Annotated in this window: 15 protein-coding genes; 10 read left to right on the top strand and 5 right to left on the bottom strand. The window is 40.3% G+C overall.

The window, feature by feature from the left end; translation table 11 throughout:
- The first annotated feature begins 15 nt into the window (after positions 1-15).
- From UYK_RS0109155 to UYK_RS0109175, 5 genes are all read left to right on the top strand, one after another.
- Positions 16-1398 carry a DUF2079 domain-containing protein gene (locus UYK_RS0109155; RefSeq protein WP_009456038.1) on the top strand — a complete coding sequence of 461 codons (1383 nt, stop codon included), beginning with the start codon at positions 16-18 and terminating at the stop codon, positions 1396-1398.
- A gap of 138 nt (positions 1399-1536) precedes the next feature.
- Entirely contained in the window at positions 1537-2895 is a 1359-nt protein-coding gene (locus UYK_RS0109160) for a DUF2079 domain-containing protein (RefSeq protein ID WP_009456037.1), read from the top strand.
- 226 nt (positions 2896-3121) lie between these two features.
- The gene (locus UYK_RS0109165; RefSeq protein WP_016871294.1) at positions 3122-4582 is read left to right on the top strand and encodes a glycosyltransferase family 39 protein; all 1461 of its coding nucleotides are present in this window, start codon (positions 3122-3124) and stop codon (positions 4580-4582) included.
- 428 nt (positions 4583-5010) lie between these two features.
- Positions 5011-6297 (top strand): mannosyltransferase family protein, encoded by a 1287-nt coding sequence (locus UYK_RS0109170; RefSeq protein ID WP_016871295.1) that lies wholly within the window; start codon positions 5011-5013, stop codon positions 6295-6297.
- Between the two features lie 1051 nt (positions 6298-7348).
- The gene (locus tag UYK_RS0109175) at positions 7349-8263 is read left to right on the top strand and encodes a polysaccharide deacetylase family protein (RefSeq protein WP_016871296.1); all 915 of its coding nucleotides are present in this window, start codon (positions 7349-7351) and stop codon (positions 8261-8263) included.
- A 340-nt stretch (positions 8264-8603) separates the two neighbouring features.
- On the opposite strand, the gene UYK_RS0109180 is transcribed toward UYK_RS0109175, so the two are convergent.
- The gene (locus UYK_RS0109180; protein WP_009456033.1) at positions 8604-13292 is read right to left on the bottom strand and encodes a glutamate synthase-related protein; all 4689 of its coding nucleotides are present in this window, start codon (positions 13290-13292) and stop codon (positions 8604-8606) included.
- Between the two features lie 769 nt (positions 13293-14061).
- On the opposite strand from UYK_RS0109180, the gene UYK_RS0109185 reads away from it, so the two are divergent.
- Positions 14062-16173, top strand: coding sequence for a phosphodiester glycosidase family protein (locus UYK_RS0109185; RefSeq protein WP_009456032.1), 2112 nt, complete (start codon positions 14062-14064; stop codon positions 16171-16173).
- Between the two features lie 167 nt (positions 16174-16340).
- Positions 16341-16532 (top strand): hypothetical protein, encoded by a 192-nt coding sequence (locus UYK_RS0109190; RefSeq protein WP_009456031.1) that lies wholly within the window; start codon positions 16341-16343, stop codon positions 16530-16532.
- Positions 16533-16686: 154 nt separating this feature from the next.
- Here UYK_RS0109190 and UYK_RS0109195 read toward each other — a convergent pair whose 3' ends face one another.
- Positions 16687-17184, bottom strand: a complete 498-nt coding sequence (locus tag UYK_RS0109195; RefSeq protein WP_009456030.1) for an acyl-CoA thioesterase — start codon at positions 17182-17184, stop codon at positions 16687-16689.
- A gap of 120 nt (positions 17185-17304) precedes the next feature.
- Here UYK_RS0109195 and UYK_RS0109200 point away from each other — a divergent pair, with 120 nt between their 5' ends.
- Positions 17305-19419 carry a CHAT domain-containing protein gene (locus UYK_RS0109200; RefSeq protein WP_009456029.1) on the top strand — a complete coding sequence of 705 codons (2115 nt, stop codon included), beginning with the start codon at positions 17305-17307 and terminating at the stop codon, positions 19417-19419.
- Positions 19420-19566: 147 nt separating this feature from the next.
- On the opposite strand, the gene UYK_RS0109205 is transcribed toward UYK_RS0109200, so the two are convergent.
- From UYK_RS0109205 to UYK_RS0109215, 3 genes are all read right to left on the bottom strand, one after another.
- Complete coding sequence (locus UYK_RS0109205) at positions 19567-19911, bottom strand: DUF1815 family protein (RefSeq protein WP_009456028.1); 345 nt, start codon at positions 19909-19911, stop codon at positions 19567-19569.
- A gap of 806 nt (positions 19912-20717) precedes the next feature.
- Positions 20718-22445 (bottom strand): succinate dehydrogenase/fumarate reductase flavoprotein subunit, encoded by a 1728-nt coding sequence (locus tag UYK_RS0109210; protein ID WP_009456026.1) that lies wholly within the window; start codon positions 22443-22445, stop codon positions 20718-20720.
- 142 nt (positions 22446-22587) lie between these two features.
- Positions 22588-22902 carry a hypothetical protein gene (locus tag UYK_RS0109215; protein ID WP_009456024.1) on the bottom strand — a complete coding sequence of 105 codons (315 nt, stop codon included), beginning with the start codon at positions 22900-22902 and terminating at the stop codon, positions 22588-22590.
- A 456-nt stretch (positions 22903-23358) separates the two neighbouring features.
- Between UYK_RS0109215 and UYK_RS0109220 the strand changes: the two genes are divergently transcribed.
- Positions 23359-24036 (top strand): SDR family oxidoreductase, encoded by a 678-nt coding sequence (locus tag UYK_RS0109220; protein ID WP_009456022.1) that lies wholly within the window; start codon positions 23359-23361, stop codon positions 24034-24036.
- Positions 24037-24097: 61 nt separating this feature from the next.
- The gene (locus UYK_RS0109225; RefSeq protein WP_016871298.1) at positions 24098-25081 is read left to right on the top strand and encodes an alpha/beta hydrolase family protein; all 984 of its coding nucleotides are present in this window, start codon (positions 24098-24100) and stop codon (positions 25079-25081) included.
- The last annotated feature ends 157 nt before the right edge of the window (positions 25082-25238 follow it).

Below are 25238 nucleotides of genomic sequence, written 5' to 3' on the forward strand. Positions count from 1 at the left end.
GGCACTGTTGGTTGCATGACTTTCGCGAGTGCCTTAATGTTATTTGGGTGTAGCAGTTTACGACATATGCTGTTTCACTCAGCCGCCTGGGATTTGGGAATTTTTGATCAAGCCGTCTACTTGATTAGCCAAGGAAAGTCCCCTATTTCCTCGTTTTTGGGGTTTCACATTCTTGGGGATCATGCCGCTATAATTTTCTATCCATTGGCTTTACTTTATAAAATCTATCCTAGTGTTTACTGGTTGTTTCTTGTGCAGGCAATTGCCTTAGCATCAGGTGCGCTGTTTACCAATTTGATCGCGCGTCAAGCTGGACTCACAACGGAGCAAGCAGCAGCGATCGCAGTTGTTTATCTGTTGTATCCACTAGTATTTAACATCAATCTGTATGATTTTCACCCAGATGTCATCGCCCTACCTGCACTCTTAGGAGCAATTTTAGCTGCTCGTTTGGGAAAATTTGGCTGGTTTTGTTTCAGTATCTTCTTGGTGTTGGGATGTAAAGCAGTATTGTCTCTGACAGTTGCAGCCATGGGAGTCTGGCTACTGCTATTTGAAAAAAGGCGGTTTTGTGGTGCGATCGCCTTACTCAGTGGTATCGTTTGGTTTGCGATCGCGACCAAAGCAATCATTCCTTTTTTCGGTGGGGAAGCAGCTTCAGTCACTCGCCACATTTCACGCTATAGCTACCTGGGGAATTCCTTTGGTGAAGTAGTCCAGAATCTGCTGTTCAATCCAAGCTTAGCCCTGGGAAAAATTTTCTCCCTTGATACTCTAGAATATTTAGCTTTACTGTTTGCACCAGTTCTTTGGGGAATTGCGCCTCGACATCTGCTACCCCTGATTGCTGCAATTCCCACACTGATTTTGAATATTCTCGCGGATGCTAGTCAGCAAAGAAACTTGGTGCATCAATATTCTCTCCCAATCTTACCTTTTTTGTTAGTGGTCCTAATTGGAACCCTGGCTGCTGGTCAAGGATGGATACAAAGACCAAGAAAAATTATCCTCTGGTCTTTAGTAGCTTTTTTTGCTTTAGGAAAATACGGTTATTTCTGGACAATTTATCTGGATTCGTTGGATACTTGGCAAGCGACACGGCAAGCGATCGCCCAAGTTCAAACTCAAGGAGGCGTTTATACTACTGCCGAAATCGCCTCTCATTTAACCCATCGCCCACTGATCGAGTTTACAGATGCAAATTCGCCACCAGCAGATCTGACAAAATTTGAATATATACTCTTAAATGCGCGTCATCCTGGTTGGCTGAGTAATCGCGGTTTTGCGATCAATTTGGTCAATCAACTCAAAAATACTAAACAGTTCCAACTCAGCTATCAGCAAGACGAGGTTTATTTATTTTTGAAAAACTCTTCTGTTAGAGATAAAACGAGTTAATTGAAACTTAAATGTCTTTAATTCTGTCTTTTCTCCAGAAAATTGTAAAATAATTAGGTTAAGAAAATATTAACAATCTTTTTTTACTGTTTACAAGGAGTGAAAAAACAACTTTTTCAGCTTGGCATCATAGGTTGGATGACTGTCATCAGTGCTCTATTGTTATTTGCGTGCAGCAGTATTAGGCATACACTGTATCAGTCAGGAGTTCTAGATCTGGGAATTTACGATCAGGTTGTTTACTTAATCAGCCAAGGACAGCCGCCTATTTCGTCTTTTTTGGGCTTTCATCACATGGGGAACCATGCAGCTTGGGCAGTCTATCCATTGGCTTTACTATATAAAATTTATCCCAGTGCCTACTGGTTATTAGCTGTACAAGCTGTTTCTTTGGCTTTGGGTGCTGTACCAACTTATTATCTTGCCCTACAAGCAGGACTGAAGGAAAGCCAAGCAGTGGCAATGGCAGCAGTTTATCTGCTGTATCCATTGATTTTTAATGTCAATCTCTTTGAATTTCATCCAGAAGTAATGGCAATTCCTGTATTTCTAGGGGTTGTTTTGGCAGCACGGTTAGGTAAGATAGGGTGGTTTTGCCTTGGCACTATTTTTATTTTAGGTTGTAAAGCCGTGTTATCGCTGACGGTAACAGCAATGGGTTTTTGGTTGCTGGTATTTGAACGACGGCGTTTTTACGGTACATTCGCCCTGATTGCTGGTATCAGTTGGTTTTTAATTGCTAGCCAAGTGATCATTCCCTTTTTTAGTAATAGTGAGGTAGCAGCAGTTTCACGTTACAGCTATTTAGGCGATTCTGTGATCGCAATTGCTAGCAATCTTCTGCTGAAGCCAAATATTGTTTTAGAGAGGGTATTTTCATTCAAGACGCTGGAATATTTAGCATTATTAGTTGCACCCTTAATTTGGGGACTTACACCGAAACATTTAACTCCTTTGGTAAGTGCAATTCCAGCATTAGTTTTGAATATTCTTTCCGACAAGCCAGCCCAACGTGACTTAATTCATCAATATTCTTTACCTATACTGCCTTTCTTAATAGTAGCTGTCATTGCCAGTCTTGCTGCTGATAAAGGATGTCTACGTACCAGAAGGGCAATAATTTTGTGGGCATTATTGGCTTTTATGGTGTTAGGAAAATATGGCTATTTTTGGTCACGATATCTCAGAACAGTTGATAATTGGCAAGCAACAACTGAAGCGATCGCTCAAGTGCAGACAAAAGGTGCTGTTTTAACTACCCACAGTATCGCCCCGCATCTAAGCCACCGTCTGATGATTCAATTTGTGGATGATATTAGTGGGTCGCCCCCAAGCTTCACTCCGTTTGATTACATATTGCTGAACGTACGTCACCCAGATGGTACTCGTAACCCAGAGTTTGCTGCCAATTTAGTCAATCAACTGAAAAATCATCAATTATTTCAACTGGTTTACCAACGTGACGACGTTTATTTATTTGTGAAACGATCTCAATAAAAATTAGTTATAAATTGATAGTAATCACTAAACTTATATAGGCAGAACTACTTCATTTTTGACTAATAACCAAAGTCCAATATTTGTGAACTAAAATAATTTTTAGTCGTCTTTAGAAGACTTGAACTCTAAGCCAAGAATTAAAAGTATTGGCAGAATTTAATAAATAAAATATTTATCAATACTCGATCCTAGCAACTATCTCAAACCTACAATTGGCAAGAGTATGCCCAAATTAAAGAATATTTTATTGCAGCTATCTCTAATATTATTTTTTATGATTTTTGTCATTGCTATTAGATTTGAGCCAATGACAAAAACTTTTCAATTTGACTATGATGAAGGTTTTAATTTAATGAAAGCCGTCCTTTATTCCAAAGGTTTTTCTCTTTATAGTCAAATTTGGAACGATCAACCACCTCTTTTTACAGCAATTTTATCACAATGGCTTAATTCATTTGGTCATTCTATCTTTTCTGCCCGTTTACTCACGCTTTTATTCTCAGCAATATTAATCTGGTGTTTTTATCAAATAGTCTTTTTTGAATTAGGTCATTTCGCAGCTATAGTAGCAACATTTTTTGTATTTACCTCTTGGTTATATATTCGTCTAAGTATTTCTGTCATGATTGGCATTCCATCGTTGGCTTTGGCAATGCTATCTATTTATTTTTTATACAGATATCAACAAAAATATAATAAATTTTATTTAATTTTATCTGGTGGATGCTTGGCATTATCTTTACAAACAAAATTATTTACTATATTTTTAATTCCTTTAATATTGTTGCAGATATTAGCTTTTTGTAGCCAAAGCAAGGAAATTAAAACCAATCGATTATTTCTATTACAATCTATATCTTTATGGTTAATTTCTTTAGTGTTTGTTTATAGCCTGGTTGGAATCTTATATCAGCAATTCTGGAATCAAGAACAATTACTTCTTACCCATCTCAAACAAACCCCAGATTCCAGAGTAGAAAATTTTAATAATCTGCAATATCTCAATTACATGATCCATCAAGATTATGATTATATATTTCTCGCCGGTATCGGTATCTGGGCAATTATTTCTCAAAAACAGAAGAAAGGATTATTACCCTTGACCTGGCTAATTACTGCCACGTTAATTTTACTGAAACATCAACCGCTTTGGTATCACTATTATCCCTTACTTGCTATTCCTATATGTTGGCTTGCTGCTTATGGAGCGTGCTTATTGTATAATTTATTTTCTCAAAACATACAGAAAAATTTTCAGATAATCAATATAAAAAAATTAATTTTACCTGCGTCTTTAGTTGTAATACTCATTAGCTTAATAATTATCACTCCCCCAAATCCTCGTGGGAGTGTACCCAAAAATTTAGAGTTAATGCAAATGATTCTAAAATACAAAAGTTTGACAAATTGGGTATTTACAGATAATCCTATGTACGCTTTTTACAATGATTTAATTGTGCCGCCTGAAATTGCTGTGATGTCTTATAAAAGAATCAACTCTGGAGATTTTACGTTTACAAAAATGCTTGCCATATTAAACAAATATCACCCAGAACAAATTATATTTACCAGATGGACTACTCAGATTAAAAGTGATAAAAATCTGATAAATTACATCAATAATAATTACTCACTGACTTACACAAATGCAACAAAAACCGAAGAACATTATGTTTTGAAATAAATTACAGCAATACTACATCATAATGTAAAATAATTTGCTTACTCTTCTGTATCCTTTGCCTCTCCGTGGTTTTTCCTTAAACTTCATTTTCACCAATTTGGATAGAAATGCAATAGCAATCGCACATTTATTTTTAGCTGTTTAACATCAATATTGAATATTATAATAGCAAAGTACTATGAAATTTATATTATTAAAAATTTTTAATATCAATACCATGAATTTCGACATAAATTACTAGAATATTATCAATATTATTTCAGCATTACCTAATGAATATCACCTTCAAAAATATTAGTTAATTTAATTGTTTTTCAGTAGATAATTGAATGTGGTGGAGGAGTGAAATGTACAAAATATTGCCAAGAGACATTTCGTTTACAGCCATAAGCAAAAACATTTTCCAAGGAGTTTAAAAATAAATGCTTATGGCTCAAGTTCAGATATTTATCAAAAAAAGTATATGGGAAAGTGATTTCCTTTTTCCAGGAGCAATTTGGTTAGTCAGCCGATTATTTATTTGGATTGCCATGTTGCTCATTGCACCAAATCTACCCAAACCTGTGGAGGGAGTATTACCCAATTTTGATTTGGGAGTATTTGATGCTTGGGATAGCGTACATTATCGTAGCATTGCTACTTCTGGATATGAATTTGTTGATGACGGAGGTCAACATAATATTGCTTTTTTCCCATTGTTTCCCCTCATGGTTCGTGGTGTCATGAATCTAGGGCTGTCGTTTGAAGTAGCAGGGTTACTAGTAAATAACATCACCTTTTTAGCCGCCCTTTACTGTGTATACTTTTGGGTTGCAGAACATCATGGAACAAAAGGGGCTAGATGGACAGCTACTGTATTAGCTTGGTGTCCTCTCTCGTTATTTGGCACAGTAATTTATACCGAAGGCTTATATCTGTTTTTAAGCGCGGCTGCTTTGCGTGCCTTTGATCGTCAGCAATATTGCTGGACAGCCTTTTGGGGTGCAATGGCGACAGCAACACGTCCTACAGGTATGGCATTAATTCCAGCCCTTTTACTTGCAGCTTGGAAAGAACGTCGCCCAAGGGTCGCCTACCTGGCTGCTGCTGCTACTGCTACAGGTCTGCTTCTGTTCAGTCTATATTGTGCAATTGATTTTGGTAATGCGATCGCTTTTATCAATGCCCAAAAAGGATGGCGTCCTTCTTTGGGATTTGATGGGCAAGGTTGGTGGAATATGCTGTTAGAGATCGCACTAGGTAAATCAGACGGACAGCACAGCTGGATTCAAAGATTATTACATCCACTATTTTTTAGCACTATAGTTAGCAGTGTTTATCTGCTGTGGCGCGAACAACAAAAGTTAAGTTCTGTCATCAAGATTTATGGCTTTTATGCTGTGGTCACAATTTCTCTCATACTGGCTAGCGATCAATATATTAACAACGTACTCAACGCTGTCATGGTTTTGGGAGGCGCTTACCTTCTATGGCGCTTACGTAAAGAATTGACCTCGGTTACTGTTCTTTACGGTTTTTGCGGTATTGCTTTGTTACTGGCATCTGGCGGTACGATATCCCTGAGCCGTCTCGCCTACGGTATTGTACCCTTGAGTATAGCTCTGGGTGTTTTTTTGGAGCGCTATCCCCGTCAAGGATACCTGATTATAGGCTGGTTTTCGGTTTTGCTGGCCAGGATTGCGATTGGCTTTGCTCAAAACCGTTGGGTAGGTTAAAGAAAATACATGGTCAGAGACGGTTGTGAGGCATAATGCTTTACGCCCTACTCTGATTAGTTTCAGAACCAATATTATTAAAATTTATTAATGAAGTATTTACATACCCAGAAAGGGCATTAATCATCGGTAATTATAGGTCTTTAGTATTTATACTGTTAAGTATGTGTTTAATTGTAATCTTGATGATATAAAAAATATAGTCTACCTTAGATTAGTAGATATAAAATTAAATTGTTACTCATCTCTAGAGCAGGAATTAGTATCCTAACCTGAGAGCAAAAAGCTGAGTTTGTGTACTACATCTAACAAAGCTTAACTTTGTTGAGTCTAATCCAAGTAACCAAGTTTTTGAGATCAACAAATTATTATTTTAGTGACTAGATTACTAAAGTATTAGTATCAAAATAGTACTTAGATTAACTGTCCACAAATTCAGGTATAGCTAAAATAGCACTTGTTGACTTACTTAAAATTAGCTGTACACATATTTAAGCCTATAACTAAAATTATAGAGTTATAGAAAATTCATCTCTAGATGAATAAAGTTGTTCTCTCTATTAAAGCGCAGTGAAAATACTAGTCAAGAAATTAGTTGGATCTATAGAATCTGTGCAATATTATGATGGTACAGATTAAATTTTAAATATCTTAAACAGACAAGAAACTATTTTAATTAGTACACGTCTAGCTGCCTTATGTAAATTTAATTGCGAAACTTGATCAGAAATTTAACATTTTTTTTCAAGGTTAAAATATAGTCTAGCAGTAGAATATACTTTGATAGAGCATGAAATCAATAAAATATTCAAAATAACGAAATATTAATAAATATAGTAAATTACAAGCATTGGCCTTCCAAAGCTAAACCATATAGGATTCAGTGAGATTTCTATAATTTCTCTGACCGACATCTAATTTTCTGCTAATCTGTGTGAATTTTTGAGGATTACCAGAAAACAGCAGGCTATTTAAAAATTATCTGAAAAGCTGTGTTATAAATTACCGTCAGAAAGGTAACTGATGGTTAATTCTGTGAAGGAGCTATGAAGTGGAAAACAATAAGTCTATTGTCTGGCCGCAAGGAATACTAATTTCGCTGATTGCACTGTGCGGCAGCTTGAGTATTGGTCTGATTATGCCTATTAATCAGAGTACCTCTGAAATTAATACTAAACATAATATAGAAAATACAGATGACACAGAAGTCAAAACAGGGACTCAAAAACGTCTCAATCAATTCAAAGTTGCAATGCTAGCAAGTTGGCAACAACAGGCAAAATTAAAGGGAATTTCTTATATCATACCACCGCGTTTTCAAGGGGCAATAATTAATCAGGCAAAACTTCCTCCTAATGATAAAGTCATAGCTCTCACCTTTGATGATGGCCCTTGGCCTGGCTACACTGCACAAGTCCTAAATATATTAAGAGAAAATAATATTAAAGCTACATTCTTTGTTGTGGGAAAAAATCTTAAGAATTATCCCAATTTGGGCAAACAAATTGTGGCGGAAGGTCATGTCATTGGTAACCACACTTGGCATCATTGGTATCACTTTTTTAATCCACAAGCAGCAGCTTTTGAAATTGACAATACATCAGAATTAATATCTCAAATTACAGGTGCAAAAACAACTTTATTTCGCCCTCCTGGAGGGATGCTGCATAATGGTTTAGCTAGCTATGCCAAAAGCAAGAAATATACAGTAGTAATGTGGTCGGCTGACTCTTTAGATTATAATCGCCCGACAACCTCTATATTAACCAGTCGAGTTTTAAAACAATCAAAACCAGGCGGTATTGTGTTGATGCATGATGGCGGTGGCAATCGTTCTCAGACTGTAGCAGCTTTACCGCAAATAATTAGTAAATTAAGGCAACAAGGCTATCGTTTTGTCACGATCCCAGAATTATTAGAATTACAAGATAAGAATTATAAGTTGATTGCAAATATGAAGAAATAGTTTGCTTGATCTTGTAGTTAGTTATTGTTAATTGATAGGCTGGTCTGGTTTTACGCTTGGGCAATTATCTTTTTTAAGTCGAACACAGATGCACACAGATAAACACCGATAAATGAAGATAGATTTTGCGTTAGTGGTTATTATTTATTAACAATAATCGCTGTAGCAGTCCTAAATCAGTTGTCAAATTCTCTTCTATCTCTTTCTCTGCGTCTTCTACGTCTGGTGTGGTTAGTTCCTTAACTAAAAATAGAAAAGGCGCAAAAATCTGCGCCTTTTTTCTATCAATCTGAAAAAATCAAGGCAAAATGATAACGATAAGTGCCTTCTGCCTTTTGAATTAAACTGGACTCAACTGCTTTTCTTGTTGAGGATTAGCTTCTGGTCCATCGGCTTCAGAAGGTGGAACTAACTGCCAGAACTTAGGCAAGAATTCTTGCCAATTTTCTAGGATCATCTTAGCCTTTGGTGATTCGGTGCGATGCAGATGAGCTGTAATCAATTCTTTGAGTTGCTTTTCACCAGCTGCTGTCATGACTCGCTGAATTGTCACAATTTCCCGGTTGACTAATTCTGGGAAGTTACCATCTTCATCCAAAAAGTAAGCCAGACCGCCAGTCATACCAGCGCCTACGTTACGTCCGACTTTGCCAAGGACAACAATTACCCCACCAGTCATATACTCGCAGCAGTGATCACCTGCTCCCTCAATCACGGCTGTACCTTTGGAGTTGCGCACAGCAAAGCGTTCTCCAGCTAAACCGTTGGCAAATAACATCCCACCAGTAGCACCGTAGAGACAGGTATTGCCAATAATTACGTTTTGTGATGAGTCGTAGTTGGCGATCGCAGGTGGTTTAATAATAATTTCACCGCCATTCATCCCCTTGCCTACGTAGTCGTTGGCTTCGCCTTCCAAGGTAAGAATCATTCCGGGTAGGTTAAAAGCACCAAAGCTTTGTCCCACACTACCTTGGAAGTTGAGGTGAATCTGTCCACCAAAGCCATCGTCGCCGTATTGAGAAGCGATCGCTCCTGCTAGGCGGGCGCCGACGGTTCTATCAGTGTTTACGACAGGTACTGTTTTTGTGACAACAGTATGATTACTAATCGCTGCTTGGATCTCAGGATCGGCAAGTAATTGATCATCTAAAACCACACCATTGCTGTGGACTTCTTCATGCACCAACCAGCTACGGTCTGTTTTAGTATCTGGTAGCTGTAATAAGCAGTCCAGGTTCAATGCTTGGGTTTTGGTCAGATGCACATCTCGCCGTGCTTTCAATAGATCAGCACGTCCAACTATATCTAACAGTGAACGATAACCAAGCCTTGCCAGCAAGCTCCGTACTTCTTCAGCAATAAAGTAGAAGAAGTTGACTACGTGTTCTGGCATACCCGTAAATCGCTTGCGTAGTTCTTCTCTCTGGGAGGCGACACCCACAGGGCAATTATTGGTATGACAAATACGGGCCATAATACAGCCTTCGGCAATCATGGCGATGGAACCGAAGCCAAATTCTTCTGCTCCCATCAACGCAGCCATGATGATATCCCAGCCACTCTTGATCCCACCGTCTACACGCAGAATCACGCGATCGCGCAAGCTATTTTCCATCAGCACACGATGCACTTCTGTTAAACCGAGTTCCCACGGAGAACCCGCGTGTTTAATAGAACTCAGTGGGGATGCACCTGTACCACCATCGTGACCGGAAACCTGAATAATATCAGCGTTGGCTTTCGCTACACCAGCGGCGATCGTGCCGATCCCGATTTCTGCAACTAGTTTCACCGATACTTGGGCTTTGGGGTTGATTTGGTGCAAATCAAAAATTAGCTGCGCTAGGTCTTCAATCGAATAAATATCATGGTGTGGTGGTGGTGAAATCAGGGTGACACCAGGCTTCGAGCGCCGCAGCATAGCAATGTAGGGGCTGACTTTTTTCCCTGGTAGTTGTCCGCCTTCCCCTGGTTTTGCGCCTTGGGCGATTTTGATTTCAATTTGTTTAGCGCTCATCAGGTACTCTGGTGTGACACCAAAGCGTCCCGATGCTACTTGCTTGATGGCGCTGGAAGCGGTATCACCGTTGCGTAATCCTTTGAGGTGAGCGAGGGTGGGCGAATGACCAGAAGCGTCTACATCATCCAAGACTGTGAACCGGACTGGATCTTCACCGCCTTCTCCAGAATTAGATTTACCACCGATCCGATTCATGGCGATCGCTAAAGTTTCGTGGGCTTCCCGCGACAACGCCCCTAAGGACATACCACCAGTACAAAAGCGCTTGACAATTTCGCTGACTGGCTCTACTTCTTCTATGGGAATGGGAGGGCGATCGCTTTGGAAATCTAGCAAGTCTCGTAGTGCAGTTAACGGTCTTTGTTGCAGATACTTCTTATAAACTTCGTAGTGGTCGTAGTTTTTGCCATCAACAGCTTTGTGCAGTGCTTTTGCCAGTTCTGGGCTGTTCATGTGGTATTCGCCACCAGGACGATAATTGACAAAACCAAGGTTTTCTAGCTTCTTGGTCGTCAGTTCCGGGAAAGCTTTGCTGTGGAAAGACAACACTTCTTGGGCTAGGTCGCTGACACTCAAACCACCGATGCGGGAAGTTGTACCCTTGAAACCCAGTTGCAGTAGGTCGCCACCAATACCAATCGCTTCAAAGATTTGGGCTGCTTGGTAGCTGGAGAGTAAGGAAATTCCCATCTTCGAGAGAATTTTCAGCAAACCACCTTCTACAGCTTGGCGATAGTTACTGATCGCTTGGTCTAGGGTGAGGGTAGCGATTTTACCCCGCTCCATAAATTGCTGTGTTTTGGGATCTGCCCACCAATCACGCACTGTTTCTAAGGCCATGTACGGGCAAACCGCACCAGCACCGTAGCCAATTAAACAAGCGAAATGATGAGTACTCCAGCATTGCGCTGTATCAACCACCAGGGATGCTTTCATCCGCAGCCCCTCTTCTATCAGGTGATGGTGTACTGCACCTACTGCCAACAAGGGAGGAATGTAAGAGTATTCTGAACTGATGCCTTTGCCAGCGCGATCGCTGAGGACTAAAATCTTGGCGCCAGCACGCACCGCCTCTGTTGCTTTGATTTGCAAAGACTTGACTGCGGCTTTTAACTCTTCTGGTCCTTTGGCGATGGTAAATAGTGTGGATAACTCAGCTGTCCTAAACTCAGAATTTTTAATAGCTTGGAGTTCTGCTTCTGTCAATACTGGTGACTCTAGTTTCAACCGTCGCGCATATTCGGGTTTGGGGTCTAACAAATTACCCCGTTCGCCCAGTTCCACTTTTAACGACATCACCAATTTTTCCCGTAATGGGTCAATAGCGGGGTTTGTCACCTGGGCAAAACGTTGCTTGAAGTAGTCGTACAGCAGGTGGGGTTTTTCTGAGAGAACTGCTAAAGGAATATCATCGCCCATGCAGAAAGTTGGTTCTTTGCCATCTATTGCCATTGGCTGAATTACCATTTCCACATCTTCTGTGGTGTAGCCAAAGGCAATTTGATGCCGCAGCAGGGTTTGTCTGTCTATATTTGTTGGTTGATCGTTGGTGGTTGTTCGCAGTCCATTACCATTAACTGATGACCAATGACCATTGACCAAAGTTTTAAGTTCTTGCCGATGTTGCCGCAACCATTCTCCATAGGGTTGTTTTTTCGCAATGCGCTGCTTGATGTCCCAGTTTTTCAGGACTTCATTGCTTTCTAAATCTACGGCAATCATTTGTCCTGGCCCGAGTCTGCCTTTTTCGATGATGTTGGCTTCATCTAATGACACAACTCCAGCTTCAGAAGCAACGATGATGTAGTCATCCTTGGTGATGCAATAACGCGCAGGTCTTAAACCATTACGATCCAGGGTTGCGCCTACTTTGCGACCATCGCTAAATACTAAAAGTGCTGGCCCGTCCCATGCTTCCTGTAGACCACTATAGTATTCATAGAAATCGACAATCTCCGGGTAATCACGCAGAGATGGTTGATTTTGATAGGCTTCTGGAACCATGATCATCAAGGCTTCCAGGGGACTACGACCGGAACGAACCAGTAACTCAAAGACGTTATCTAAGGTAGCCGAGTCACTGTTGTTGATATTGACAAAGGGCTTGAGTTCCTCAATGCGATCGCCCCACACTGGATGCTCTAAACTTGCTTGTCTAGCTGTCATCCAGTTGATATTACCCAATAAGGTGTTGATTTCGCCGTTATGACCCAAAAGCCGCATCGGTTGTGCCAATGGCCACTTAGGCATGGTGTTGGTGCTAAAGCGACGGTGATATACAGCAAAAGCACTTTGATAAGCTGAGTTTTTTAAATCGAGATAAAAATCTCCCAAAACAGCTGAACGCACCATACCTTTGTAGACGATTGTGCGAGTAGACAGGGAGCAAATATAAAATTCTTCTGACCAGTTGTGATTGTGATTGCGGATAGCTTTAGCGATCAGGCGACGGGTAATATACAATTGCCGTTCCAGTTCGTCGCCACTTTTCTCAGCAGAGACTAAAAAAACTTGTTCTATTTGGGGTTGATTTTCTTTTGCTTGTATACCCAATAACTCTGGTTGTACTGGTACTACTCTCCAACCCAGTACAGTCAATTTTTCTTCTGCTGCTACTTGCTCAACTACCGCTTTAGCCTTTTGTGCGGCTTGGGGATTTTGTGGTAAAAATATCATCCCCACAGCAACATTATTATTACTAGGAAATTCTATTGCCCGTGTGGCAAAATCTTGTTGGAACAACTCCCAGGGAATAGCGGTCAAAATTCCTGCACCGTCACCAGAGTCTTGATCTGCACTGCAACCACCTCGGTGTTCCAGACAAGTCAAAGCTGCTAAAGCTTTTGAGACAATTTCGTGACTAGCATGATTTAAACGATGGGCAATAAAACCCACACCACAAGCATCTCTTTCTTCAACTAGCCACCTTTGTCCTTGGTAGGTATACTGCTGTGAGTTGTCCACAAATCTCATGTCCTGGTCTTGATTCACCGATTTTTTATTCATAGATTATCCCTGTCATCCTCATGCCGATATGAATTAACAATTGGGTCTTTGCTAGTGAGAAAAATTATCTAAATGGACAGATGAAGAAATTCACAAAAACCGAAATTTAAGGAAAAAAAATTTTAACTTCGGGCTGATATTTGCTAGACCCGTGTTAAAATCTTTGCGTCGTTTCTTATGGGTTTTTGCTGAGTCAAGCAAAGGAAGTTTGCTTACCCAGTATTATATTTATTTCGTGAAGCTACGCACTCCTCAATGCCCTTTATTTTCCAATAAAATTCACTACTTTTGTGTAGCCTTTTTCGGCTTAACTGAAAAAATCAAATTCTTGAGTTGTCTATATTTTGAGACACAAATGATCCTGATTCAGCAACAAAATCAGCGTATTACACTATATACCCATTTGGCAATTCCTAAATATTTCTGGAGTAACTCTCTAGATTTTTACTGACCACCCTTTGTCACCTGTATTGCTGCTAGCTAAACCTCACTTAAGTAGCAAGTAATTTAGTGAGGATGGTCCACTTAGAGCGAGCTCAAAAGCTTTTGACTGCTGTCATATACTTATTTAGCGCTAGTTGTGATTTAGCGCACTTAGAATCGCAGTCTTCATAGTGGCAGAGTTGCTTGTTGCTTTAACAAGAGACAAAAAGCCCATATATACATTATCACGTTCGTGTTCCAAACTCACGTCATGATTTTTTGATAATTGCAAAAGTTTGTTTAGTTTGTGTGTGAATTGATTGTTTTCAAAAATACCTAATCATATATGGTAAAAACATCGAATTTTAGGCAACGCGACCGCAGTTATATTGTAATTGGTAACATCAGCCAGCTTGTCAAGTTTTTGGCATCACCAATGGTTTTATCTGTACTGTACTTAACAGCACTTGGCGATAGTGCGATCGCCTATAGTAGTGTTCCTCAGAAGTTAATCACTTCCGAAAAACAAACCAAGACAAAAATTACCCAATCGCCAAATGTAACTCAACCCAAACCGACATTTTTTACCCCAAAACCACCTGCACCTCCTTTGCGAGGGGTAATATACTATGGTAATCAAATTTCTCTCAATGGTCGAATCTTGACAGGGGCGTGGTTACAAAGACGTCTGAAAGCTGGTCAATTGACAACTCACATCAGCGATGCAGCAATTAGGCAATTTATCGGCGTAGATTTATTAAACAGCAACATTGCTACTAAGCAACCAATCCAGTGGTATTCATCTGCGACTAAACCACCGATTTTAGTTAGCACATTGGCAGGAGGGTATCGCTACTTGGATATGACCAATTTTGCCAAAACATCTGGATGGCAAATGCAAGTGCAGGGTAACACCTTAGTCATATCCACACCCAACACCAAAATCACAGATATTACTCAAAGCAAAGAATCTTCAATAGAACGCATCACCGTCAATTTAGATCGTCCTACTCCTTGGCAAGTTAACCAAGAACCACCAGTTAAGCAAAATCAACCTTTAAGCGACGATCCAAATAACCCAGTTCCCAAACCAGCTGTTCCCACCACAAGAGATTGGACAATAACCTTAAATGGCATTGCCGATCCAGTTTTAATCCAACGTTACACCCCTCCACCACCCCCTCCGGTAGAAAAAATTCCCACTCCTGGGCCATTTCCAGAAAATCTACTAAAACAATTATTGCCACCAAATGAGAATCAACAAAACACTCCTCCACCTCCCCCGCCATTAATCAAGCAAGTACAGGTAGTTAATAACCAAACAATTATTCGTCTAGAAGTTCCCATTGGGTTAGCTCCCTTAGTTAGCACTGTACCCAATCCTAACCGTCTGCTCATCGATATTCGCCCTGATCCATTACTACCACGAGCAATTACTTGGGCTACGGGATTAAACTGGCGTCAGCAGTATATCAATCTAGGTCAAGAACGCTTTCCAGTCGTGTGGTTAGAAATCAATCCGCGTACCGTCGGCTTAAAAATCAAACCAATTTTAACCAACTCCAATACTCTGGAGGGAACTGCTCCCCTCTTGCAGACAGCACAACAACAATTGGCAGTCGCAGCCATTAACGGTGGTTATTTTAACCGCAATAATCGCTTACCTTTGGGGGCAATTCGTCGGGATGGTCAATGGTTGTCAAGTCCAATTTTGAACCGAGGTGCGATCGCTTGGAATGATTCTGGACAATTTTACATGGATCGTCTGGCTCTCTTAGAAAATTTAATCACTCCTAACAACCAAAAATTGCCGATCTTAACCCTCAATAGTGGTTATGTTCAAAGTGGCATAGCTCGTTATACTCCTGCATGGGGAGCGAACTATTCTCCCTTGACTGACAACGAAATTATCCTAACCGTGCAGAAAAATCAAATAATTAATCAGTTACCAGCAGGTAAGGTTGGTCAAAGTACCTTTCCAATTCCTGGGGATGGATATTTGCTCACCTTACGCGGCAGTGGTACAAATATTGCTTCAATGTTACCTGTTGGTTCTTCAGTTCGCATCGAAAGTTCCACCAATCCTGCTGAATTTAGCAATTACCCCCATATTTTAGGAGCAGGCCCCCTGCTACTACAAAATCGTCAAATTGTCCTTGATGCCAAAGGCGAACAATTCAGTAATGCCTTTATTGTCCAAAAAGCAGTCCGTAGTGCTATTTGTAAAACTACAACAGGCAACCTCATGTTCGCTGCTGTTCACAATCGTGTTGGTGGTGCTGGCCCTACCTTAGCAGAACACGCGCAACTAATGCAGCAAATGGGATGTGTAGATGCGTTGAATCTCGACGGTGGTAGTTCTACCAGTCTTTACTTGGGAGGGCAACTTCTAGATCGTTTCCCCAATACCGCAGCTCGTGTTCATAATGGCATAGGAATTTTCTTGCAACCACGCTGAAGAAGATGGGGAGGTGGGGAGTCTAACAGGTGTAGGTACTTTACCACAGTGGCGAGGCTTGAGAGGCTTCGAGGTCATCAGTGAGAATCAACCAATTTTTAAAATAAAATCGCCTTTTCTAACATCATCTCATTAATAGTAAAGGCGACATTTTAGGATTTCTGATTATGCTTATAGCTCTAATTGTCGCTTGGTTAATATTTACAATCCTAGTTAAAGTAGTCAAAACAACCGTGAAAACAGCTTTCTTAATTGCTGCAATCATTGTTTTACTACAGGTTGGTTATGGTATTGGACCTCAACAAATGTGGAATTATATAGTGCAATTACCCCAGAAGTTACCACAGTTGGGTAGGTAGTGGGGAGGTGGGGGATTCGGCGCCCCCACTCCCCCAAGGGAGTGGGGATTAGGGGCAGAGTAGGGAGTGTCAGAAGTAAACCACTAACCAATGTAGAGACGTGCCATGGCAGGTCTGGTACAACAACCAACAATCAACAATCAACAACCAACCACTATTTATTTAGTGAAGCTGAGATTTTCGCCAACATATCTTGAACATTTTCAGGTAGTTGACGCATGACCTTACCTCTTTCTCGGTCTACAGCTACTAGTGTAACTTTGCCTGTAACGTACAATTGTTGCCTATCTGGAGATTCAATTACATAATCCCAATTGATGCGGACGCTGGTGACTTCAGTCATGCGTGTTTTTACCACTGCTACCATACCCAATTGAATCGAACGGTGGTAACGTAGCGAAAGTTCTACTACCGGTAAGTCGCAACCTAAAGCAACTAAATCCGCATATTCTACTCCTATGGAACGCAGGCATTCTACCCGCGCTTCTTCCATCCACGCAATATAAGTTCCATGCCAAACCACGCCTAAATAATCGGTGTGATGAGGTTGCACTCTGACTGGGTACTCAAACCAATACTCCAGTGTCTGACTCGTGGGACTGTCTATAGCAGTTGTAGGTAGTTCGGATAAGTTTGTTTTTTCTTCAGACATCTTAAATTTTCTTAGGAATTCTCAGAGATTTTCCAAATTTTGAAATAGCATAAACAATAGTTGTTTTATACAACTATTTTCCTTTAGCAAACAGCAAAACAAAATAGGTAGGGTTTTTGTATGCACCCTCCGCAACTATATTCAAAAATTGTTACTGCCACAGTGGTATTTACTCTGGGATCAGGGATGGTCTTTTCTCAAACTACTCTGGTAACAGCAAATACAATTATACAAAATAGATATACTGAAATAACCCAAAGTTTTATCAAAAACACTAGTCGTTCTGAGCAGATTAAGCAACTTAATCAAGAGGCAATGCGACTATCGAGACAAAATCGTTTTCAAGATGCATCGCCAAAACTAGAAACAGCTTTAGCTATCAGCAGAGATATTCAGGAACGTCCACTAGAAGCAGCAACTTTTAATAATATTGGCAGAGTTTACCAACAACAAGGTAAATTTCCCCAAGCATTTAATTCTTATCTACAAGCTTTAGCCATCAATAAAGAGCTTAGTATCAATGAAAAGACGCCTGGGCAGGCCCACATTGCCTTAGGCAAAACTTATAGTAATTTAGGATACTTATCAGAGCTTCAGAATCAACCAGAACTGGCTATTTTCTTTTATAAGCATTGTGTCAATAATCGCGAAAAAGTCCGTCTTAATCCAGCAGCTTTTACTGGTGAGCAACTAGACGCTTATAATCTCACTGTGACTCAAACATACTACGCTTTGGGTGAAGAGTTACTAAAAAGCGATCGCACCACAGAAGGACAGCGGATTCTGGATTTAATCAAAGTCGAAGAACTAGAAGAATATCTCCAAAACGTTCAAGGTAATCAACTCACCGCTAAGGGAATTGAGATCACACCCCCAGAAAAACCAATTAAACAAAAATTAGATCAAAGCTTAGATAGTGCAGTTGTCCTGGGCAAAGAATTGACGAAATTACGACAGATTCCTCCGGAAAAGCGATCGCTACAGCAAAAACAACGCATCCAACAAATCGCAGAAAATCAGCAGAAAATTCTGGATGAATTCAATAATTTTATCAATCGTCCAGATGTCAAAGCACAATTAGAACAAATTAGCCGCACAGCTAGGCGGCAAAATTTGGATTTGGAAAGTCTTAATGCAATTCGTGATAACTTAGCCCGACTACCTGAAAAATCTGTAATTTTATATCCTCTGGTTTTAGAAAATAGTTTGGAATTGGTATTAGTAACCCCTGATTCTCCACCAATTCATCGTACAGTCGCCGTTAAAAAAGAAAACCTCCACCAAACAATTCTGAATTTTCGTAAAGCCTTAGAAAACCCTAGTTTAGATGTAAAAAAACCTGCACGCCAGTTGTATGATTGGCTGATCAAACCAATAGAAAAAGACCTGACCCAAGCAGCTACCCAAACTATAGTTTATGCACCAGATGGGCAGTTACGTTACATCCCTTTAGCCGCTTTATTTGATGGCAAACAATGGTTAGTGCAGCGCTATAGTATCAACCATATCACCGCAGCAAGTTTGACAAACTTTAACACTCCACCTTCATCAGACTTACGCATTTTGGCAGCAGCCTTTACTAAAGGCAGTTATACAGTAGAAGTGGCTAATCGGAAAGAAATTTTTTCGGGATTACCTTTTGCAGCCAAAGAAGTGGAAAATTTAGCTACCATCGTTCCAGGCACAAAGAAAATCTTAGATAATGCCTTTAACCCACAAACGACTGTGCCACAAATGGATGATTTTACAATTGTCCATATGGCAACCCATGCAGCATTTGTTGTCGGCAAACCAGAAGATTCTTTTATTTTATTTGGCAACGGTGAGCGAGTTACCCTCAAAGATATTGCCACTTGGTCACTGCCTCGAGTAGATTTAGTAGTGTTGAGTGCTTGCGAGACAGGATTAGGAGGCAAACTAGGTAACGGTGAAGAAATTTTAGGTTTTGGCTATCAGATGCAAAAAACTGGTGCGAGATCAGCCATTGCTTCGCTGTGGGCTGTAGATGATGGCGGTACGCAGGCGTTGATGAGTGTTTTTTATGCCCTACTGCCTTCAGGAAAATTAACAAAAGCTGAAGTCTTACGACAAGCACAAATAGCTTTGATTACTGGGAGTTCGTCTCAGTTGGGTCAGCAGCAAGACCGGATTGACAGTATACCAAAGTCAACTGTAGTCAGTCTCAGCCATCCCTACTATTGGGCGCCTTTCATTTTGATTGGGAACGGATTGTAATAGTTGGGATTAGGTCGATAGCCAATCGTCAATAGTTTGTAGACTGTTGACTTGGGCTATAGACTTTAAACTAACTCCCACTTCCCAATGTGTCATCTTTGTTGGTCGCGCCTTTGTCCGTACTACCTGAGCGGTTACAGTTGCAAATTAGTAACGTTTAGCCAGGGTTTTAGTTGTTACAGAAGGTTGGATAGGAAGTTTGATGATGTTGGCAAGTTCCTGTAGCTGGTTGACTGCTTCAGCACCTTCTAACTTCATCAATTCGCGATCATCTCGCATTTCTGTCCAAGTAATTCCGTAATCAGATACCAAGAACCGAATGAGGTGATTTTCTCCTAAGCTAACCATAAATGAAGCACTATTCATCTGGTCGCCGCATGTGTAACAAGACGCCGGGTATCCACGTCGCTCTAGAACAATCGCTAAAGCTTGTAGATTCATCACTAGGTCTTGAACAAATTGCCGATGTTGTTGCGCTAGTCTTAGAAACACTAATTTCCTCCTAACACCACAGTTATGTGATCCCTTTTATATTTTCTTTAGATTTTCCCATCCACTGGTATTGTAAACTATTCATTACAATTCCCAGACAAAGAACTTTTAAGTCGTTACATACCTACCTAGCTTAAGGTAGTTGATTGCGGCTGGTACTGCCGTATCAAAATATTCAATTTGCAAACATCGAATATCGGACAGAACTGTCAAATTAAATATTATCTTTATCTTTATACATTTCTGTCAGGGTAGATGGCCGGTTAAAACGATCCGCTATAAGATTAACCCATATTTAGCACAAGTCAACCACAGAAAAACTACAAATCTCTGCTAAATTTGCGATTTGCTGTCAAATATTCAATTTATCAATGGCAGTGACGCCATTTAGCTTTGATTTTTGTGGATTTGTGTTATGTAATGAGCTTGTGTGCTATCCAACAGCGTCAGTTGGTATGATCCAACTATTGATTTATTTATTACTTTCTCCTGGATACATAGAATTTAGTAGATGACCTTGGTGATTTGAGATTTGTGATATACCAGTAATATTTTTTACTGAATATTACTTGTACTATTACTTTACTTATCCACAATCCCAAAAAAAACTCAATTCGTTTGACTTACTTCCTGACGATAACTAAACGTTATCAGGTGATGTTGCCATTTCGGCAGTATTTAAGATTAAACCATTATTAAAATGTGATAAATAATACTTTTCTAGGATTGGGATCGGGGAGCAGGAATTGGGAATAATATTCTTCTTAAACCTTCATCCTTCATCCTTCACCCTTCATCCTTCCCCTCTAGTACTTCCTTTCCTGTGGTTGAAACATTGTTATTGTTACTGGACGGTACTGAATATCAATTCCTGCTGCTGAGTAATAAGCCATTGTATGTTTGAGGAATTTCTCGTCATCTCGCTGAGTATAATCCTCACGAAAATGAGCGCCACGGCTTTCTCGGCGATTTAAGGCAGAAGCCAGAATCATTTGTCCGACAACCATTAAGCTTCGTAGTTCTAAAGCTTCAACAATTTCTGTATTCCAACATTTTCCTTTATCATCTAAGTATATCTGCGAATATTGTTGTTGCAGATGTTGTAATTTTTGCAGTCCTTCACTCATTAAATCTGCGGTGCGGAAAACACCGCAAAACTCAGTCATAGTGTCCTGAAATGCTTGACGGATTTGGTTAATCCGATACCGTCCTGGCTGATCTAACAAAGCCTGAATTTGTTGTTTAGCTTCGCTTAGGTAGCGTTGCTCGTCGATCTCTGGTAACTTACGATTTTGTACGTATTCTGCGATCGCCGCCCCAGTTCTGCGTCCATAAACTACGCATTCTAGTAAAGAATTGCTACCAAGGCGGTTAGCACCATGCACAGAAACACAAGCAGTCTCACCAGCAGCAAAGAAACCTTCGACAAGATGATCCCCGCTACTACGGACTCGACCATCAGTGTTAACAGGGATACCACCCATACAATAGTGAATAGTAGGACGGACGGGCATCGGTTGAGTTACCGCATCCACACCCACTAGGCGATGGGCTTCTTCCCAACAGAAGGGAATGCGGCTCATAATTTTTTCCCTACCCATATGGCGCAAGTCAAGATAAACAAACGGACCACCAGCACTCCCATCAGGATGAATACCACGACCAGCACGAATTTCGTAAGCGATCGCCCGTGAGGTAATATCACGGGGAGCAAGTTCCATGCGACTGGGAGCATATCTAGCCATAAACCGTTCTCCCTCGCTGTTGATCAAATACGCCCCCTCACCACGCACCGCCTCCGAAATTAACACCCCGACTGGATACAACCCCGTAGGATGAAACTGTACAAATTCCATATCTTCTAAAGGCAAACCAGCCAGTGCTGTCATAGCTAAACCGTCACCCGTAGAAGCATAATCGTTAGAAGTAGTGTTATATACTCGTCCATAACCACCAGTAGCAAACATGACAGCCTTAGCGCGGATTACCTCCACATGCCCATCTAAGATGTGATACATCACCACACCCTTTGCCTGATTTTCTTCCAAAATCAAGCGCATCACATACCATTCTTGATAAACTTGCACACCGTAGCGCCGCAAATTATTTACCAATTCGTGCAAAATAGCATGACCAGTTTTATCAGCAGCGTAACAAGTACGATTGTGGGAATGTCCACCAAAAGCGCGTTGGGCAATTCGTCCATCACTCAACCGCGAAAACAACACACCCATGTGTTCTAAATCAATCACCACATCCGGCGCTTCCCGAGTCAGAATTTCGACTGCATCTTGATCTGCTAGGTAGTCAGAACCCTTGACTGTATCAAAGGCGTGTGCTTCCCAAGTATCAGCTGAGTCAACATTTTTTAGCGTCGCTGCAATTCCACCTTGAGCAGCAACAGAGTGAGAACGTATGGGGTGAGTTTTCGCAACCACAGCTATATTTAAACTGGGATTTTTCCTAGCTATTTCCACTGCGGCGCGACATCCTGCTAAGCCACCGCCAATAATAATCACATCATGTTCCAGCATAATCAGCCCTCAACTGTAAAAAAAGCTGCTGTTCCATTGTAAGAACGCGATTAATTGCCATGTGCAAAAAATTCCCTGCCAACAGACAGGGAATTTGTGTATAATATCCAGTCTTCAATCTAAATCTAAAATCTAAAATTTATTAGCTGGTTGCTTCTACAGGTTTTTGCTGAGAAGCATTACCAGGCATTGGTTCCATTTTTGTTCCTGGTTCCATAGGAGCCAATTCTATATGATTTAACAAAGTGGTTACAAAAGCAAAAAGCAAGAAAGGTAGAGATAACAAAACAACCAGCCCAACCGCAGCTAAGGCATAAACTGGACGTCTTGCACCCATTAGGGCTAGGGCTGATGCCAAACTAACGGTAATCGTAATCAACCAAACAATAATTTGACCGTAAATATCACCAAAGGTAAGAGTGCAGACAAATCTATACTTTTGAATGTTATTTATCATTTTATTTGCCTCTAGTATCTCCTTAGGTTCTACGTTAGAACCAGGTTTGAATTTTCGACAATTTCTAAATATTTTTGAAACAATTGTAATATGACTTAACAATTGATACTGTCTTCAGATAGAGTAATTCTCAAACTAAATCACTCTTTGGATATGTATCTTTGCTCAGACCAAAAACTATGTGTAAAGTATCAATGAGGTTACTTTCAACTTGTGTGAAATTCATATACTAATCCTAAATAATTTGTGCAATTATCTGCTTCCCTTCCTCTGTGTTCTCTGTCTGTGTTTTTGCCGTTTTTACTCACAATTCATTTTCACCAATCAAATAGAACATCTTCTGCTCCAACAACCATTGCTATATCTGGTCGAAGTCTACTATTTTGAGTACTTTCCTCACTAAAAACAGGTATAGTTAATATTTGTTGAATAGTTCTAAATTCTGTAACAACACCTATGACAACACCATCCTACATTTTTCTAGCTGGAGCCAGTCGAGGCGTAGGACGAGAAATAGCCCAATGCTTGACCTCGCAACAATTTAAGGTAAAAGCACTTTTGAGAACTGATGCAACTCGCCATGAATTAGAAACAATGGGAATTGCAGTGGTTCTGGGAGATGCGATGAATGTTGAGGATGTCGAACGTGCAATGTTGGGAGATGAACCTATTGATGCTGTGATCACAACAATTGGTGGTTTAGCCAAAGATAGCACTAGAGCAGATTATATAGGTAATAAAAATCTCATTGATGTGGCGGTGAAAGCAAAAGTGAAAAAGTTTATTTTGGTAACTTCTATTGGTAGTGGTAATAGTGTTGTCGCTTTATCTCCGCAAATACTGGAAGCACTACAGCCGGTTTTAATTGATAAGGAAAAAGCCGAACAACATTTAATAGGCAGTGGACTGAATTACACTATTATTCGTCCTGGTGGATTACAGTCTGAATCGGCAACTGGGAATGGAGTTTTAACCGAAGATCCACGCATTGCTGGTATGATTCATCGCGCCGATGTGGCACAGTTAGTTTGCCGTTGTTTAAATTCTGATGCTGCTAATAATAAAATTTTGTCAGCAGTAGATGCAAACATGCTGTTTGGACAACCACAGTTTGAAAAATTTAACGTGGATTGATTTGAGAAAATTTTGCTTGGCAGTTAAGATTTGATATGAGTAACGTAAGATACCCTTTGACATGACTGTTCGTGCTTTTTTTCAAGCAGCAAAAGTCGAGAGTGCTGAGTCTCCTTACGATACGATTTATCTCAAAATCTTGTATCCAGCACAGATGTCAGGCAGCCATACAGAAAAGAATATGGGAATTGTGCCTGCCGATCGCCAAAAAGCCCCCTTTCCAGTGGTGATTTTTTTTAACGGGTTTAACTGTGAAGCCCATATATACCAATGGCTAGCAGTTAAACTGGTTGAACGTGGGCTGGTGGTGGTTACATTTAACTGGGTTACCGAAAATCTTCCCGGAGTAGTAAGCCTGACTCCAGGAGTGGATGTCACCACATGGAAGCCTGAAATTTATGGTACTGTTCCCACTGCTTCTGCTTTACCTACATTGCTAGCAAAACTAGAACAGTTGCAAGCAGAGGGTATCTTAACTGGAATGCTGGACTTAGAAAGGGTTATTTTAGGTGGACACTCCGCAGGTGGGAGAGTAGCGATAGAAAACGCCAACCCCAGTTTTTTCCCACAGGTAGCAGCATCTTTTGCTTATGCTGCCCATTCTATGGGAGGAACAATAATGGGATACGAACCTGGTAAGATTTTGCCTTTACCGGATTCTCTACCAATGTTATTGATCGGGGGAACTTGTGATGGAGTGATTACTAACAGTAGCGATCGCTATGGGATCACTTCAGGCGATCCAACTACTGCTGTGATGCGTACATTCCAAGAAGCAATTGCTGGTGGAAGAAATGATAGCTATTTGGTGTTTCTAGAGGGAGCAAATCATTTTACAATTGCTAATCCTTTCGATTTTACCACAGGTAGAGCATTTCTAGATTTTCCAACTACCCAAAGTCCAGAAGCATTACAGTTATTAATAGCAGATATAATTGGTTTATTTATTGATGCCCATGTTTGCCATCAAGCGAAAGCATTTAATGAATTGAATCGATTATTGAATAATTCCAATACTTTGATTCAATCATGGCAAAGTAAGTAATTAAATCCAATATCAATGTTTATCTGTGTTTATCGGTGTTAATCGGTGTTCGTTATTTCTTGATTTTTGGTTGTGGTTGCAAGTTATTTCGATAGTCCGATGATTTTTGGGAAGGCGAACACAGATGAACACAGATACACACTGATGATTTATCGGT

The organism is Fischerella thermalis PCC 7521, from assembly GCF_000317225.1.
GTDB lineage: Bacteria > Cyanobacteriota > Cyanobacteriia > Cyanobacteriales > Nostocaceae > Fischerella > Fischerella thermalis.

Excerpts from the sequence above, each read along its gene's own strand:
- UYK_RS0109225 (WP_016871298.1), top strand. The coding sequence starts at position 24,098 with ATGACTGTTCGTGCTTTTTTTCAAGCAGCAAAAGTCGAGAGTGCTGAG.
- UYK_RS0109180 (WP_009456033.1), bottom strand. The coding sequence starts at position 13,292 with ATGAATAAAAAATCGGTGAATCAAGACCAGGACATGAGATTTGTGGAC.
- UYK_RS0109210 (WP_009456026.1), bottom strand. The coding sequence starts at position 22,445 with ATGCTGGAACATGATGTGATTATTATTGGCGGTGGCTTAGCAGGATGT.
- UYK_RS0109160 (WP_009456037.1), top strand. The coding sequence starts at position 1,537 with ATGACTGTCATCAGTGCTCTATTGTTATTTGCGTGCAGCAGTATTAGG.
- UYK_RS0109170 (WP_016871295.1), top strand. The coding sequence starts at position 5,011 with ATGGCTCAAGTTCAGATATTTATCAAAAAAAGTATATGGGAAAGTGAT.
- UYK_RS0109185 (WP_009456032.1), top strand. The coding sequence starts at position 14,062 with ATGGTAAAAACATCGAATTTTAGGCAACGCGACCGCAGTTATATTGTA.
- UYK_RS0109165 (WP_016871294.1), top strand. The coding sequence starts at position 3,122 with ATGCCCAAATTAAAGAATATTTTATTGCAGCTATCTCTAATATTATTT.
- UYK_RS0109220 (WP_009456022.1), top strand. The coding sequence starts at position 23,359 with ATGACAACACCATCCTACATTTTTCTAGCTGGAGCCAGTCGAGGCGTA.
- UYK_RS0109190 (WP_009456031.1), top strand. The coding sequence starts at position 16,341 with ATGCTTATAGCTCTAATTGTCGCTTGGTTAATATTTACAATCCTAGTT.
- UYK_RS0109155 (WP_009456038.1), top strand. The coding sequence starts at position 16 with ATGACTTTCGCGAGTGCCTTAATGTTATTTGGGTGTAGCAGTTTACGA.
- UYK_RS0109200 (WP_009456029.1), top strand. The coding sequence starts at position 17,305 with ATGCACCCTCCGCAACTATATTCAAAAATTGTTACTGCCACAGTGGTA.
- UYK_RS0109195 (WP_009456030.1), bottom strand. The coding sequence starts at position 17,184 with ATGTCTGAAGAAAAAACAAACTTATCCGAACTACCTACAACTGCTATA.
- UYK_RS0109215 (WP_009456024.1), bottom strand. The coding sequence starts at position 22,902 with ATGATAAATAACATTCAAAAGTATAGATTTGTCTGCACTCTTACCTTT.